The sequence below is a fragment of the Allobacillus saliphilus genome, assembly GCF_018138385.1.
Lineage (GTDB): Bacteria > Bacillota > Bacilli > Bacillales > Alkalibacillaceae > Allobacillus > Allobacillus saliphilus.
Map to the genome: position 1 here is coordinate 1 of NZ_JAGSIE010000007.1, position 14,215 is coordinate 14,215.

13 protein-coding genes are annotated in these 14,215 nt (G+C 38.6%); 4 read left to right on the plus strand and 9 right to left on the minus strand.

Translation table 11 applies throughout. The annotated features are described in order from the left end of the window. Positions 1 to 174: 174 nt before the first annotated feature. Positions 175 to 1,182, minus strand: coding sequence for a lipoate--protein ligase (locus tag KC820_RS02320; RefSeq protein ID WP_212367926.1), 1,008 nt, complete (start codon positions 1,180 to 1,182; stop codon positions 175 to 177). Between the two features lie 88 nt (positions 1,183 to 1,270). Continuing rightward, positions 1,271 to 2,002 carry an MBL fold metallo-hydrolase gene (locus KC820_RS02325; protein ID WP_144088348.1) on the minus strand — a complete coding sequence of 244 codons (732 nt, stop codon included), beginning with the start codon at positions 2,000 to 2,002 and terminating at the stop codon, positions 1,271 to 1,273. A gap of 100 nt (positions 2,003 to 2,102) precedes the next feature. Between KC820_RS02325 and yhfH the strand changes: the two genes are divergently transcribed. Continuing rightward, on the plus strand, positions 2,103 to 2,231 hold the full coding sequence (yhfH, locus tag KC820_RS02330) for a protein YhfH (protein ID WP_144088347.1): 129 nt from the start codon (positions 2,103 to 2,105) through the stop codon (positions 2,229 to 2,231). Between the two features lie 187 nt (positions 2,232 to 2,418). Here yhfH and hemY read toward each other — a convergent pair whose 3' ends face one another. The 4 genes from hemY to KC820_RS02350 form a co-directional block, all read right to left on the minus strand. Further along, positions 2,419 to 3,810 carry a protoporphyrinogen oxidase gene (gene hemY, locus KC820_RS02335; protein WP_212367615.1) on the minus strand — a complete coding sequence of 464 codons (1,392 nt, stop codon included), beginning with the start codon at positions 3,808 to 3,810 and terminating at the stop codon, positions 2,419 to 2,421. Between the two features lie 18 nt (positions 3,811 to 3,828). Further along, a complete protein-coding gene (hemH, locus tag KC820_RS02340) occupies positions 3,829 to 4,749 on the minus strand; it encodes a ferrochelatase (protein ID WP_212367617.1) in 921 nt (306 codons plus the stop codon). Between the two features lie 19 nt (positions 4,750 to 4,768). After that, positions 4,769 to 5,803 carry a uroporphyrinogen decarboxylase gene (gene hemE, locus KC820_RS02345; RefSeq protein WP_212367619.1) on the minus strand — a complete coding sequence of 345 codons (1,035 nt, stop codon included), beginning with the start codon at positions 5,801 to 5,803 and terminating at the stop codon, positions 4,769 to 4,771. Positions 5,804 to 5,971: 168 nt separating this feature from the next. Next, positions 5,972 to 8,113 (minus strand): transglycosylase domain-containing protein, encoded by a 2,142-nt coding sequence (locus tag KC820_RS02350; protein WP_212367621.1) that lies wholly within the window; start codon positions 8,111 to 8,113, stop codon positions 5,972 to 5,974. A 99-nt stretch (positions 8,114 to 8,212) separates the two neighbouring features. On the opposite strand from KC820_RS02350, the gene KC820_RS13370 reads away from it, so the two are divergent. Continuing rightward, a complete protein-coding gene (locus tag KC820_RS13370; RefSeq protein WP_272874436.1) occupies positions 8,213 to 8,719 on the plus strand; it encodes an antibiotic biosynthesis monooxygenase family protein in 507 nt (168 codons plus the stop codon). A 568-nt stretch (positions 8,720 to 9,287) separates the two neighbouring features. Here KC820_RS13370 and KC820_RS02360 read toward each other — a convergent pair. The 3 genes from KC820_RS02360 to liaF are packed head-to-tail and all read right to left on the minus strand — an operon-like array spanning position 9,288 to position 11,837. Then, a complete protein-coding gene (locus KC820_RS02360; protein ID WP_212367623.1) occupies positions 9,288 to 9,932 on the minus strand; it encodes a response regulator in 645 nt (214 codons plus the stop codon). A gap of 19 nt (positions 9,933 to 9,951) precedes the next feature. Further along, a complete protein-coding gene (locus KC820_RS02365; protein WP_212367625.1) occupies positions 9,952 to 10,992 on the minus strand; it encodes a sensor histidine kinase in 1,041 nt (346 codons plus the stop codon). Between the two features lie 11 nt (positions 10,993 to 11,003). After that, positions 11,004 to 11,837: a cell wall-active antibiotics response protein LiaF gene (liaF, locus tag KC820_RS02370; protein ID WP_212367627.1), complete on the minus strand. Its 834-nt coding sequence runs from the start codon at positions 11,835 to 11,837 to the stop codon at positions 11,004 to 11,006. A gap of 200 nt (positions 11,838 to 12,037) precedes the next feature. On the opposite strand from liaF, the gene KC820_RS02375 reads away from it, so the two are divergent. Together KC820_RS02375 and KC820_RS02380 are read left to right on the plus strand one after the other, a co-directional pair. Continuing rightward, positions 12,038 to 12,481 (plus strand): ferritin-like domain-containing protein, encoded by a 444-nt coding sequence (locus KC820_RS02375; protein WP_377862725.1) that lies wholly within the window; start codon positions 12,038 to 12,040, stop codon positions 12,479 to 12,481. A gap of 529 nt (positions 12,482 to 13,010) precedes the next feature. Then, the gene (locus tag KC820_RS02380) at positions 13,011 to 14,183 is read left to right on the plus strand and encodes an amidohydrolase (protein WP_336511011.1); all 1,173 of its coding nucleotides are present in this window, start codon (positions 13,011 to 13,013) and stop codon (positions 14,181 to 14,183) included. The last annotated feature ends 32 nt before the right edge of the window (positions 14,184 to 14,215 follow it).

A 14,215-nucleotide genomic window follows, 5' to 3' on the forward strand; every position in this document is an offset into this window, starting at 1 on the left:
CTCTATTATACGGTAGAGCAAAAACTTCACGCCCTTCCGTCGATTAGAAGCACTCTATTATACGGTAGAGCACTAACTTTACGTGCTTCCGTCGATTAGAAAGATACAAAGTAGGGATAGAGCTCTAAAATTATGCTCTATCCCTGAATTAGATGATCCTAAATGAAATCAAGCTTAGTAAACGAGAGAAAGAAAGTCTTCTTGCTCAATTTTTCCTAAGTAATGCTGTACATCTACATTTTCGACCGCTTTTAAAATGGATTCGCGATCGTATCGGACACCTTTTAATTTTTCTTCAAGCTCATGTACTTCACCGATACCAAAGAAATCTCCGAAGATAGTTACGTCTTCAATAATTCCTTTTTTCACTTCAAGACGGAAGTCATATGAGCCGACGCCTTCAATTCGTTTTGAATGCTGAATATTGAATTTAGGTGATTTTCCATAGTTCCAATCCCATTGTTGGTAACGTTCTTTGGAAATCTCGTTGATTTTTTGCCAGTCCTCATCCGTTAACTCGTAACGAGGAATGTCATCCAAGTTTTCTGTATCGTAAATATACTTCAAAATAACTTCCTTAAATTCTTCAGTCGTCATTTTCTCATCCATAAAATCTTGGATATTCGCTACTCGGCTACGGATTGATTTAATCCCTTTGGAGCGAATTTTTTCTGATTTTACTTTCAACGAACGAACAACATTTTCTACCTCTGAGTCAAACATCAATGTACCGTGGGAAAACATTTTTCCTTTCGTCGTAAACTGAGCATTCCCAGAAATTTTCTTCCCATCAGCCGTTAAATCATTACGCCCAGTCAATTCTGCTGGAACACCTAATTTATTCAGTGCATCAACAACCGGTTGCGTAAATTTCTTAAAGTTACTGAAGCTATCTCCTTCATCTTTTGCCAAGAAACTAAAGTTCAAGTTACCTTCATCATTATAGACTGCTCCACCACCAGAGAGTCTGCGGACGACTTGAATATTATTGTCCTCCACAAACTCTGTGTTTATTTCTTCAATGGTGTTTTGATTCCTTCCAATGATAATAGAAGGCTTATTAATGTAAAACAGTAAATATTGATCTTCACTCGTGATGTTCAAATGCTTCAGAACATACTCTTCAAAAGCTAAGTTAATACGTGGGTCGTTAATTCCGTCATTTGCATCGATGTAGTACAACATTGCTTGATCACTCCCTTTTTAATATCCATTTTCATTGTAAATAACTATATATAATTATTCAACTTAGTTCGCTGGTTATATAAATTTACGTTGAAAAGCTAAGTCCTTCTTTAGCTAACCGAACTGTACCTTTAAACTGCTCTTTAGCTTCATTGTATAATTGTTCGTGGTCTCCAAAATGCGGCAAGTGTGTGAGCCACAGTTCTTTTACGTTTGCCATATTAGCTAATTTACCGACTTCCTCGCTTGTCATATGTCCCGCTTTCTTTCCATCCATTCCCTTGTAAAAACTCGTTTCTGCTACTAGCAAATCAGCATCTTTTGAGAAATCGATGAGTTCTGGAAAAAATGAAGTATCAGCTGTATAGACGATTGTGTTTTCTCCATTTGTTATTCGCATAGCGTAACACGACTTAGGATGCTTTGTTTTTAAAAATGAAAAATGAACAGATCCAATAGTCAAATCGTGTCCCTCTTGATACGCTTTTCCGACTGTACCATTGTGTGTTAATCGCTGAAAGTCTTTCGGGTTATCTTTTGATGCGTAGATTGGTATTTTCTTGTTTGTTTCATTGAGATGTTGTTGAACCAACAAAGCGTATTGCAAAGAACCTAAATCGGCTATATGGTCATGGTGAAAGTGTGAAAGTACAACACCATCAATATCTTCTATGCTGTAGTACTGAAACAAGCGGGATAGTGCACCACTTCCTAGGTCGATTACAACTGTGGATCCATTGCTTTCCAATACATAACAAGATGTCGCGCTTTCTTTTTCTGGATACGCTCCCCAGTAACCAATTACAGTAAATTTCATAGTTCTTTCCTCCTGTTTTATTGTTATGATACAGAATATAGTTAACATTCTTGTATTAATACAGTATACTACTAGTAAATAAACATAAGGAGGCATTCAAATGCTCGAATCACCTGTAAAATTTTTTAAGAACCTACCGAAGAAGCGTTGTACTAGCTGTAAGAAACCGATGGTAGAACAGGCAGATTGCTATACGAATAAATGTGAAAAATGTACTCCTGTTATATAGTAGTTTAAGCAACTTGAATTGTTAGCTCGTTCTATTCTTAATCCAATCCTAACCACCTGTTTGATTTTCCAAACAGGCGTACTTCCGACTCGAAGAAATGCCACCCACATTTCTTCGGGGTAAAATGTACGAAAAGAAGCTGTTCTATCGGTCCGTTGTCAGACTGTTAGAAGCAGCTTCTTTGTTATTAATAATGATTCGTTTTAATTTGATTGACCGCTTCGATCGCTTGGTCCATACAATCTGGAAGCCCAACACCGCGGTAACTATTCCCGGCAACATATACACCAGGTAACTTTTCTTTTAAAGCTTTCTCAAGTGAATTGACTCGTTCAATATGGCCAACAGTATACTGTGGCATAGCATTCTCCCATCGAGTAACTACTTGAAAATTCGGTTTTTGTTTAATAGTAAACACACGATTTAAATCCTGAATTGCAATATCAATGATTTCGTCATCACTTTTCTGAAGAATCTCTTCATCACCAGGCTTACCTACATAAGCTCTAAGAAGTAGATGTCCTTCTGGCGTAGTATGTGGCCACTTTTTATGTGTCCATGTACAAGCTGTAATTCGATAATCACCTTTACGTGACACAACAAATCCTGTTCCTTCAGGCAATTGTTCAATCGCTTCGTGAGGAAAAGCCATTGCTACATTGGCTACGGATGTATTTTCTTCTTCTAACACTTGTCCGAACAGTTCAGGCTTATTGAAAACTTTCTTAGATGCTTCAAAGGGAAGTGTAGAAAGGATTTGGTCTACAGCAATTTGCTTATGATCATCCAACTGAATCTGGTATCTATCCCCATTTTTCTCTACACTTTTTACTTCTGTATCGAGCATGACATCGACTGAAGGTTTAATCTCATCATGCAGTGCATCAACAAGTGAGCCTAATCCGTCTTTCAATGTCAAAAATTGTCCTTGTTTCGGCTTATTCGATGCTTTGTTTGTTTGTGTTTTTCGTAAAGCTTCAATCAAACTGCCATATTTCTGTTCCAGTTGATAGTATTGCGGAAATGTCGCCTGCAAACTTAGCCGGTCAATATCTCCTGCATAAATTCCCGAGATTAGTGGATGGATTAGTTTATCGACCACTTCATCACCTAATCGATAACGGAAAAATTCACCAACGGACAAGTCATCTTTTGGCTCCATTTTTTCCTTCGTCAACTCTTGCTTGACCAACTCTTTTCCTTCATCGGAAATTAACGTAGTCTCTTCAAACGCATCGAAGTCTGTTGGAATACCCATGACAGCACCTTTCGGCATGGCATGCAAGTGGTCTTCTGACAGAATATAAGCTTGTCCAGTCGCATTACGAATTAATTCATGCTCTAATCCGAGATCTTCCACTAGTTTCTTGGCAGTATCTTTTCGTTCCAAAAATGAATCTGGTCCTCTTTCGATTGTGAATCCATCTGATTGGTACGTTCGGATTTTTCCACCTAGTCTTGAATTTTGTTCAATAAGTACAATATTGACTGGCAGATTTTCTTTCATTAAATAATAAGCAGCAGTCAGCCCTGTAATCCCACCACCTAGGATGGCTACTGTTTGTCGCTTGCGCTCCATGAATGCCACTCCTTTTGTTTACAGTTCTGAAATGACTTTTGCTAATGTTTCAATAAATTTTGGATGTGTGTTTGGCATTTCTGGACGATAATAAGATGCCTGCACATCATCACAAACTTGTTTACACTCGACATCATTGTCGTATAAAACTTCTAAGTGATCGGATACAAAGCCCACTGGCGCATAAACGAATGCTTGATAACCATGTTCTTCAAAAAGGTCTCTCGTCAAATCTTGAACATCCGGTCCTAACCAAGGCTCAGGCGTGTTCCCTTCACTTTGCCAACCAACAGCATAGTTTTCAATACCAGCTTGCTCTGTAATCAAGCGCGCTGTTTCATCTAATTGCTCTTTGTACGGGTCGCCTTCTTGAAGTATTTTTTCTGGAAGACTATGTGCAGAAATAATTAAGCATGAATTATTTCTTTCTTCCTCCGTCATTTCTCCATACGTTTTATTTATTTGCTCTACCCAATATTCAATAAAACCAGGTTCGTTATACCAATCAACAACGGACTTCAATTCAATGCCTTGCTTCTCAGCTTCCTCTTGCGCTCTTCCATTGTAAGATTTAATACTAAATGTAGAATAGTGAGGTGCTAACACAATACTTACCGCTTCTTTAATCCCATCATCAGCCATTTGCTTAAGGGAGTCTTCGATAAATGGGTCAATATGTTTTAAGCCTAAATAATATTTGTACTCTACATCATCGCTTTGTTCGTTCAGTTTCGCTTCGAGTGCTTCTGCTTGCTCTGTTGTAATCCGAGCTAGAGGTGAAATTCCGCCGATGGCATCATAACGGCTTCTTAAGTCTTCCACCATTTCATCGGTCGGTTTTCTCCCTTTACGAATGTGCGTATAATAACGCTCTAGATCTTCTTCTTTATAGGGTGTGCCATATGCCATAACTAAAAGTCCTACTGTTTTTTTAGACATATTCGTTCAACTCCTTCACTTAGCTTCGTGTATATTCATGAATAAAGCTTGCCAAACGCTTCAACGTTTCAGGCTTCACCTCAGGGAAAACACCATGTCCAAGGTTAAACACGTATCCGCCGGATTGATTCATTCCTTGGTCTAGAATTTCTTTTGTGCGTGCTTCAATAATTTCCCAATCTGCTAGTAAAAATGCTGGGTCAAGATTTCCTTGAAGTGTTTTATCAATACCCATTTCTCTTGCTTCCTGGATGGATGTACGCCAATCCAGACCAACTGTTGAAATAGGAAGTTCATTAAACTCTTTTAACAGATGACGTGAACCGATTCCAAACAAGATTGTCGGAATGCCTTCTGCTTTTAACGCTTCAAAAATTCTTTCCATGACAGGACGAATAAATATGCGATAATCTTGCTCATTTACAGTTCCTACCCAAGAATCGAATATTTGAATCGCTTTCGCTCCTGCATTTACTTGGGCTTTCGTATAATCAATGACCATATCACCCAATTTATCCATCAAAGCAAACCACATCTTCGGATTGCCATACATCATAGCTTTTGTCTTGTTGTATTGTTTCGAAGGGCCACCTTCAATCATATAACTAGCCAATGTAAAAGGAGCACCACTGAAACCGATTAACGGAACAGATAATTTCTCTTTCGTCAATATACGGATGGTGTCCATGACATAATGTAAATCTTCTTCTGGATTGATCGGACGTAATGACTCAATATCCTGCATTGTGCGGATTGGGTCATCAATGACAGGCCCGATGCCTGACTTAATTTCTACGTCTACACCCATTGGCGGTAATGGTGACATAATGTCTTTATACAAAATAGCCGCGTCAGTATTATAATTTTGTACAGGTAATTCCGTCACATAGGCACATAATTCTGGTTGATGTGTAATTTCAAATAATGAATATTTTTCTTTTAATTTAAGATATTCTGGTTGTGACCTTCCCGCTTGCCGCATAAACCAAAGCGGTGTGTAATCTGTTTTTTCTCCATTGTAAGCTCTCAGTATAGTATCATTAAACGTTGTCATTCTATATCACCCTTCATATACGATCCACTCTCATCCTTCACTATAAAATAAATATAGATGTGTGTATAGGAAAAGAGCGTAAATGTCATGAATTTGACGAATATGCAGACACTTGTCCGTCATATCTTCCTTGTTTTCATATCATTTCTGCTTTTGTACTATCGAAAATCAAAAAGCGTTCACTGTATTGGATCGCTCCCCTTCTTCTTTCGTTTGCGGATTGACCGGTACAACAAAATAAGATGGATTTTGAAAAACGTTGACGCTGTTGACACGGTATGTCCCTTTGCCTGTTACTTCGCCAATTTTTTTTGGACCATTACCCGACTCGCGGTAAATATGGTAGACGATTCGCTCGTCTGCTGAAGGTGTCCACGATAATTTCACATGAATGCCGCTTCGCCAACCAACAGATACATTCGCTTTTAAATCCGTGATTTTCGCCAGACGGACGGGGTTTTCCAACTCTTTCACTCGTTCCGGCTTTTCAAAAGCGACGGGAAATGTATGTGTTTCATCCAGTTGCCGGAATATTGATGTCGTTAATTGAGTGGGCGCTTTACTCCCTTGCGTCATATAATGTTCTTCATTACTTTGATCGTAACCAATCCATGTCGCAATTGTATAATCCGTATTAAAACCGACAAACCACGCATCTTTGTATGCCCCACTTCGATGGGGATGCTGTGTCGAACCCGTTTTTCCTGCTAGTGCTTTATTATAATCCACAAAGCTAGCTGTACCTTCAGTGACGACACCTTCAAGCATGCGTGTCAGATACCAAGATGTTTGCTTTGAAAATAGCCGCTTCACTTCCTCTTGGTCACGTTCCAACACATCTCCATCACGATCTTTTACTTCGACGACCGTTTTCGGTGTAATGAAGCGACCTTCATCATAAAACGTTCTGTATAGTGAAGCCATTTGAACCGGAGTTAATCCTTCCTCCATTCCGCCTAATGCAATTGAAAGGCCTTGCTCCTCAAATTGAATCCCAACATTTTCAAGATAATCTTTTGCATAATTGACGCCTATTTCATTCAATAAGTCGACGGCTGCCACGTTCTTCGATTGTATTAATGCGTCATACATCGTAACCTTGCCTTCATAAACACCATCGTAGTTTTTCGGACTGTAATCACCGTAGCTTTTTTGCACGTCATCGATTAACGTATATGGTTCGTATATACTTTTTTCCAAAGCCGGACCATAAACAATCACTGGTTTCATTGTTGAACCTGGTTGCCTTCTCACGTAAAGTCGGTTCAGGTCTCCACGGTTATTATTACGCCCACCATGCGCAGCCCGAATCAGTCCGTTTTCTTCATCTAAAACAACCATCGCTGCTTGAATGTTATCTTGTGAACCATGAAAATAATCATCTTTTTGAAGTTCATGATAGGTCGTTTCTTGGATCGATAAGTCAATCCCTACGGTAATGTCATAACCACCGGTCAGTATTTCGTTCTTCGTCAGATGGTAATCTTTTTCAACCTCATCCATAACCATATCAATATACGTATTCAACCACGGAGAATCTTGACGGTCGCTTTGATTAAGCCCAATCGTTTTACCTTGTTCTCGTTTTAATTGTTCCGCAGTTAAATAATCTTGTTCATACATGTTTGATAACACGAGGTTTCGTCGCTCGATTGCCTTCTCTTCATCTTTTAACGGCGAATACGTATTTGGCGCTTTCGGTAAAGCAGCCAGCATTGCGCCTTCAGATATCGATAGCTCGTTCACAGATTTGGAGAAGAAATACTGTGACGCTTCCTCAATTCCATAGATGCCATGGCCGAAATAAATTTCATTTAAATAATACTCTAATATTTCATCTTTCGACTTAATGCGTTCCAAATAGATGGCACCCATCGCCTCTTTTGTTTTCCGAAGCCAAGACTTCTCATTCGTTAATGATGTATTTTTAACGAGCTGTTGAGTAATCGTACTGGCTCCTTCTTTCTTACTCCACGTAACAAGATCGGTATAAACCGCACGTGCAATTGAACGGAAGTCCACACCACTATGATCGTAAAATCGTCGGTCTTCAATAGCGACAAAAGCTTCTTTCACATGATCTGGAATCTGATCACTCGGCACGTATGTTCTGTTCTCGTCATATAACTTCATTACTTGCTCTCCGTCTTCGGTTTCAATGACGGTGGATTCCGAAAAAACAAAATGCTTTTCGTCGACAACGAATCTCCCACCTAGTAAAATAAACAAATAACCGAGTACACTTAAAACGAAAAGAGCGAGTATGGCATATAAAGCCCATTTCCACTTTTTCTTGATCGTGAATGCCAAATTATCCACCTCAATAATTTCCAATTAAACTCTTTTCATTATATTACAGTCGACGTAATGCGACAAAAATATCACCTTATTGACCAAGGAGGCATTTAAATGAAGAAATTATGGATGACAAACGGAACCTATGATTACTTAGCTGAATTACAAAAAGAGTCTGATGAAATTATTATTGCCCAGGACGAAGATCAGTATTTAGCTGTTCTGGAAAACAGTGGTGAAAATCCATTCAGTGAAGCTCGTGAATACGAAGTTATTGGCGAGGCCGGCACCCTGTCATCAAAGGGATTTTTCGTCATGAATCATATTCCTGTTACGTATGAAGGCCGTCCGCTGTTTGAAAGCCGTTTCAAAGACCGAGCAGGAATGATCGAAAATGAACCCGGTTTTCAAGCGTTTAAATTACTACGACCACATAATAATCAAACGTACGTCGTATTGACACAATGGGAAAAAGAATCGGATTTTGAGGCGTGGAAAAACTCTCAATCATTCAAGCAATCACACAAATCTTCTTCAGATAAAAAAGAAGAAAAACCATCTTATTCTGCTGGTCCATCGTATGCGAAGAAATACCAAGTCATCCAACCAGAGGACGAATAAGCTTTTAAATGAAATAAGCCTTGGCGTTGAGGTTCATTATCCCTTTCGCCAAGGCTTATTAGTTTTAGTAGAGAGCTGTTTGATGAAGCTATACCTTTTTGGATCTACAAAAGAAGTTTGGAATGATTTAGAACCGTTTTGTTAACCACAACTAATTCTAGCTAATCCCTTCCGAAATTCTTTTTGCTCAGTACAAGAGGATATAACAATAATATTCCCAAAGCTGATATGATCACTCTAACCGTTTTTCCAAACTTACTACCTTTCCACATAAGAATAAACCCTACAGGGAAAAATAAAAACAACATGAATACGACAAACCAAGTTTTGTAGTAATAAGGGGAATTCTCCGACATTGAATAGTCTCCTCTATTTTTTGTAGTACTTACTTGTAAACACTGCTGATAAAATCATAAAAAGAGGTAAAAGACTCCACATGAAAAATCCCCATTGATCTGTTATTAGAGATAATACCAAGAAAAAGACAAATCCTGTAATCACTATGTAAACAGATCTCTTTTGAGATTTACTCATCACATACACCCTCCTTAAAAGTAAGTGTTCATCTCTACGTTTGTTTTTTCATCAAACCATTTCGATGCGCATAAACGGCGGCTTGTGTTCGGTCATGTACCTCTAGCTTACTCAAGATATTGCTGACATGTGTTTTGACTGTTTTTATGCCAATAAATAATTCTTCACTGATTTCTTGATTGGTCAAACCATTTCCAATACATATTAAAACTTCTCGCTCTCGTTGCGTTAATTCATCATGCGCATCCTTGTTTGGTGTTCGAAATCTATTCATCATCGCTCCTGCGGCCTTCGGTTCGATAACATTTTCTCCACGTTTCGCTTTGCGAATTGCCGAGACAATTTCTTCTGCAGCGGATGTTTTGAGCATATAACTAAAAGCCCCCGCTTCCAGTGCTGGAATGACCTGCTCTTCATCATAGAAGCTAGTCAATATAATGATTTTACAAGATGGGTTTTCAGCAATGATTTTTTCGGTCGCTTCAATTCCTGTGCCATTTTCCATAATCAAGTCCATCAATACAACGTCGGGATTCAAGTCTAAAACGAGCCGAGCCCCTTCGTTGCCGCTTGAAGCTTCACCAACAATTTCAATATCTTCTTCTGTCATCAAATACGTCTTCATGCCTCTCCTGACAACCTCATGATCATCCACTAAAACGACTGTGATTGGTTTCATAACAACCTCTCCCGTCTTCTTATTTAGGTATACGTACATCAATATATGTTCCTTGACCTTCTTTGGAACGAATTCGGAATGTCCCACCAATTTCTTCACTGCGTTCTCTCATTGTTTTTAAGCCATAGGAAGTTTTTGATTGTGATTGTTCTTCAAGGTTGAACCCGATGCCGTTATCACTAATATGTATGTGTATGGCGTCGGACTTTTCCTTAATATTCACAGTGATTTTCGTTGCATTTGCATGACGTAATGCGTTGGATAGCGCTTCTTGAAGTAATCGAAACAAATGGTCTTCTTTTGCTTGAGAAAGTTTTGGCAATTCATCAATGTTCACATCAAATTGTAAATTCGATTTCTGTTTTAATTCGTTCGTCAGCTTCTTAATACCTTCTTCTAATGATTCGCCGGATAATTGAATTGGTCGCAAATGCAATAACAAAGCACGCATTTCATTTTGTGCTTGTAAAGCAATTTCAGAAATTTCCCTTACCTGCTCTATCGCTTCTTCGGGCTTTTTTTCTATCGTTTTGACGGTTGCTTGCGACATCATCGTCAATGCGAATAACTGTTGACTGACGGCGTCATGTAAATCTCGGGCTAAACGTTGACGTTCTTCAATCGTAGCGGCCACGTGCGCTTGATTCGCCAAATCTGTTTTCTCATCGGCTAATTTTTGAAGGGAACGAACTTGGTCCTTTAACTTCTTCGCTAAACCGTTCAATTCGTTTCCAATTAAATCAAGTTCATCATTTTCTTCGAGATTTAATAGCTCGGCCTCATACTTTCCTTCCGACAATGTTGATAGAAAGACTGAATAGACATCCAATCGCTTTTTTATGTTCTTGGTAGATTGTAAGGTTAGATAAATACCGACAGGAGTCATAATAAATACTAGTAAACCTAGGGATAGAAAAATAGCTTGTAAGCTTAACCAAATCGGTTCATAGACGGAATATAAAAAAAAGAGACATAACGCTAAAATAAACAATGAAAAATAAATGATTTTCAATTCTTTACGAATCATTTGAAATCGTATACTTTTTAACTGTTTAAACATACTTTCATCCCCTAGACAAAAACGACTTGAATATCTCCGATTTGATAGTTCATCACGATATTTAGCTTCCGTGTGGCCTGATCATAGTCTTCGGTTTTATACGCAATTGAATTGCTGAATCCAGATTGATCTTCATCGCCAACACGTGTTTCTCCAATCGATATTTTTGAATAAATTTTCACAGGAATCTCTTCAGGTATTTTCATCTGGATGTCCGCTATATAGCCCTTCAATACAATCTTCGACTCTTGGTCAGGAATATAGGCTTTTGAAAAATCAAAGTAGAGATTTCCAATACCTGTTTTTAAACTCATCGATTGGACCTCCCAATTATCCCTATTGAAGCTACGGTCTGCGATTAATTGATTGGATTTTTGAGCATATTTCACTTTTTGCTTTTTTTCTTTCTCTCTAGAATAATTCAGACTGTCGTCTCGTTGCTGATGAGAGGTAATACTTTCTTTAATCTTCTTATCCTTCTTCGGCACATTCACTTCTACGTGGGCCCCTTTATTATCAAATAACATCGAAGCACCGATATAAACGATGATCAAAGGCCATAAATGCCAGATATCCCAAAACTTAAAATCGATATAGTTGTAATTTCCGGCAAAAAGCAAGCCTCCGAATATGATGAGAAAAGAACCAACCTTCCAACTTCCAAATTTATTAGGCTGAAATGAGTGTATGAAGGAAATCAGCCCGAATAATACGACGACTAGTGGCCATGCCCCCCAAATTTCGTCGAATATTTCCAGGGAAATAATGTCGAGATTTCGTAGAACTAAAGCTACGCCAATAAATATTAAAAATAAAGAAAACATCCACTTAAAGAATGTATACATTTTTCCACCTACTTATGATTTGATTATAGACGCTTAATTATTGTTTGAATAGTTACTAATTTAATTATCTTCATCTTATAAGAAAATTCATAGCGTGCCTACATGCTTTGGGTTGTTTTCCTCTCCGCCTTGAGACTGATTCATTGTTTAATACAAATTTCATAGGGTATATAAGTAATATAGTAATTTTTCTAGAAAGGATGATTTGTTTGGACCAAAATGTACAGAAATTAATCGACGGATTGAATGATGATTTAGCGCACGAATATGCAGCAGTCATTATGTATACGTATAATGCGGCAGTTGTTTCTGGTATGTACCGACAAGTTTTAAAGCCTTTTTTCCAAGAAGAAAGCACTGATGAGATCGGACACGCATTATATTTATCTGAAAAAATTAAGACGCTAGGCGGCACACCGACCACCACTCCAGCTAAAGTTAAGCAACTGACTGACGTAAAAGAAATGCTTGAAGAAGCGTTACAAAATGAAAAAGATACAATTGAACGGTATGAAGAACGTAAGAAGCAAGCAGAGGAACTAGGGTACACGGAATTAGTCGTCACGCTGGAAGATTTCATTGCTGATGAAACAGGTCACAAAGAAGAAATGCAACGATTACTGGATGATCCTCGACTTAGTTAATTTAATAATAAAATAACTGTTCAGGCCCCCGTGCGTGATAGTCGTAATGACGTACGGGGGCTATCTTTGTAAATTAGGCAAAATATTCCGCTTTTCTGGTTAGTAAATCATTTTTAGTTGGTTGTTCGTTTTATATTCTTCAAGGTAAATGGAGTTGGTTTCTGCGTTATTTGCATTTTCTCCAGGGTTAAATCAATCTGCTTCAGCGTTATTTGCATTTTCTTCAGGGTTAAATTAGTCTGCTTCAGTGTTATTTGCACATTCTTCAGTGTTAAATCAGTTTCCTTCAGTGTTATTTGCACATCCTTCAGTGTTAAATCAGTTTCCTTCAGTGTTATTTGCATTTTCTCCAACGCTCTCTTAGCACTGGTACGTCTTCAACTTCGCTCGTTTTCACCAATATTCAGCCATTTAACAAATCATTGCTCACGGACTAGTCTATGACAATCACTCTCATTAAAAAATCCTTTCCTAAGTCCTTCTCTCGTCTGATATACTATTTATAAATAGTTTGTGGGGAGTGATTGATGTGTGGAGTCAGGTTTATGAAAAGATTGATCAGTTAGCAGAACAAATGGTGGAAGATCGTCGGTATTTACATCAACATCCTGAATTATCCTTTGAAGAAAAAGAAACAGCTGCCTTTATTGCTGATCGTTATGACAAGCTTGGAATTCCTTATCGAAAAAATGTCGGTGGATATGGAATAATCGGAACCATTCAAGGTGGGAGACCAGGTAAAAACATCGCTTTGAGAGCAGACTTTGATGCATTACCGATTCAAGAAGAGAATGATGTACCTTACAAATCAAAACGTGACGGTGTGATGCACGCTTGTGGCCATGACGGTCATACGGCAACGTTACTTGCAGTTGCAGAAGCTGTTCTTCCTTTTCAAGATGAACTTGCAGGAACATTAACTCTTATTCATCAACCTGCTGAAGAGTTGGAACCAGGTGGAGCAAAGCCAATGATTGAAGAGGGTGCACTTGATGGTGTTGATGCTATATTTGGCACACATCTTTGGGCAACAACACCCGTCCACGCAATTGAATCTTCGAAAAGTGTTTTTATGGCAGGAGCTGATCGATTTGAAATTACCATCCAAGGTAGAGGTGGGCATGGCGCCATGCCACACCAAACGAAAGATGCAATTGTCATGGCTGGCCAAGCGATCGTTGAGTTGCAACAAATCGTCAGCAGGCGAATCGATCCGTTAAAGCCAGCCGTTCTCACGCTTGGTGAAGTTCATGCAGGTTCGACATTTAATGTCATTGCTGACTCTGCACGTTTAACTGGAACTGTTCGGTATTTAGATGAAGACGTTCAAACACAGGTCATTGAAGAACTGCACGCCATCTTAAAAGGAATCACATTAAGCTATGGTGCCGATTATGAACTGGATTATGTGAAAGGCTATCCTCCTGTCATTAACCATGTGGATGAGGCCAATTATTATATTGAAGATGGAACTGAAATACCTGGTGTTCAAAAAGCATACGAGATTATCCCCGTGATGGGTGGCGAAGACTTTGCCTATTTCTTACAAGAACGCCCTGGTGCTTACTTTTTTACTGGAGCAAAGATTGAAGGCCGGGAAGCTTACCCACATCATCATCCAAAATTTGATATTGATGAAAGAGCATTACCTATAGCAGCGAAAGCTTTACTGCACGGTTACCGAAAATCACAAGAGAAATAAATATTATTTAAAAATAGACGCGAACGAAGACT

What these genes read in the sequence shown, in the direction of transcription:
- hemE (WP_212367619.1), bottom strand. Translation starts at nt 5,803, where the DNA reads ATGACAACGTTTAATGATACTATACTGAGAGCTTACAATGGAGAAAAA.
- KC820_RS02365 (WP_212367625.1), bottom strand. Translation starts at nt 10,992, where the DNA reads ATGTTTAAACAGTTAAAAAGTATACGATTTCAAATGATTCGTAAAGAA.
- KC820_RS02375 (WP_377862725.1), top strand. Translation starts at nt 12,038, where the DNA reads ATGATTTGTTTGGACCAAAATGTACAGAAATTAATCGACGGATTGAAT.
- KC820_RS02360 (WP_212367623.1), bottom strand. Translation starts at nt 9,932, where the DNA reads ATGAAACCAATCACAGTCGTTTTAGTGGATGATCATGAGGTTGTCAGG.
- KC820_RS02325 (WP_144088348.1), bottom strand. Translation starts at nt 2,002, where the DNA reads ATGAAATTTACTGTAATTGGTTACTGGGGAGCGTATCCAGAAAAAGAA.
- hemH (WP_212367617.1), bottom strand. Translation starts at nt 4,749, where the DNA reads ATGTCTAAAAAAACAGTAGGACTTTTAGTTATGGCATATGGCACACCC.
- yhfH (WP_144088347.1), top strand. Translation starts at nt 2,103, where the DNA reads ATGCTCGAATCACCTGTAAAATTTTTTAAGAACCTACCGAAGAAGCGT.
- hemY (WP_212367615.1), bottom strand. Translation starts at nt 3,810, where the DNA reads ATGGAGCGCAAGCGACAAACAGTAGCCATCCTAGGTGGTGGGATTACA.
- KC820_RS13370 (WP_272874436.1), top strand. Translation starts at nt 8,213, where the DNA reads ATGAAGAAATTATGGATGACAAACGGAACCTATGATTACTTAGCTGAA.
- liaF (WP_212367627.1), bottom strand. Translation starts at nt 11,837, where the DNA reads ATGTATACATTCTTTAAGTGGATGTTTTCTTTATTTTTAATATTTATT.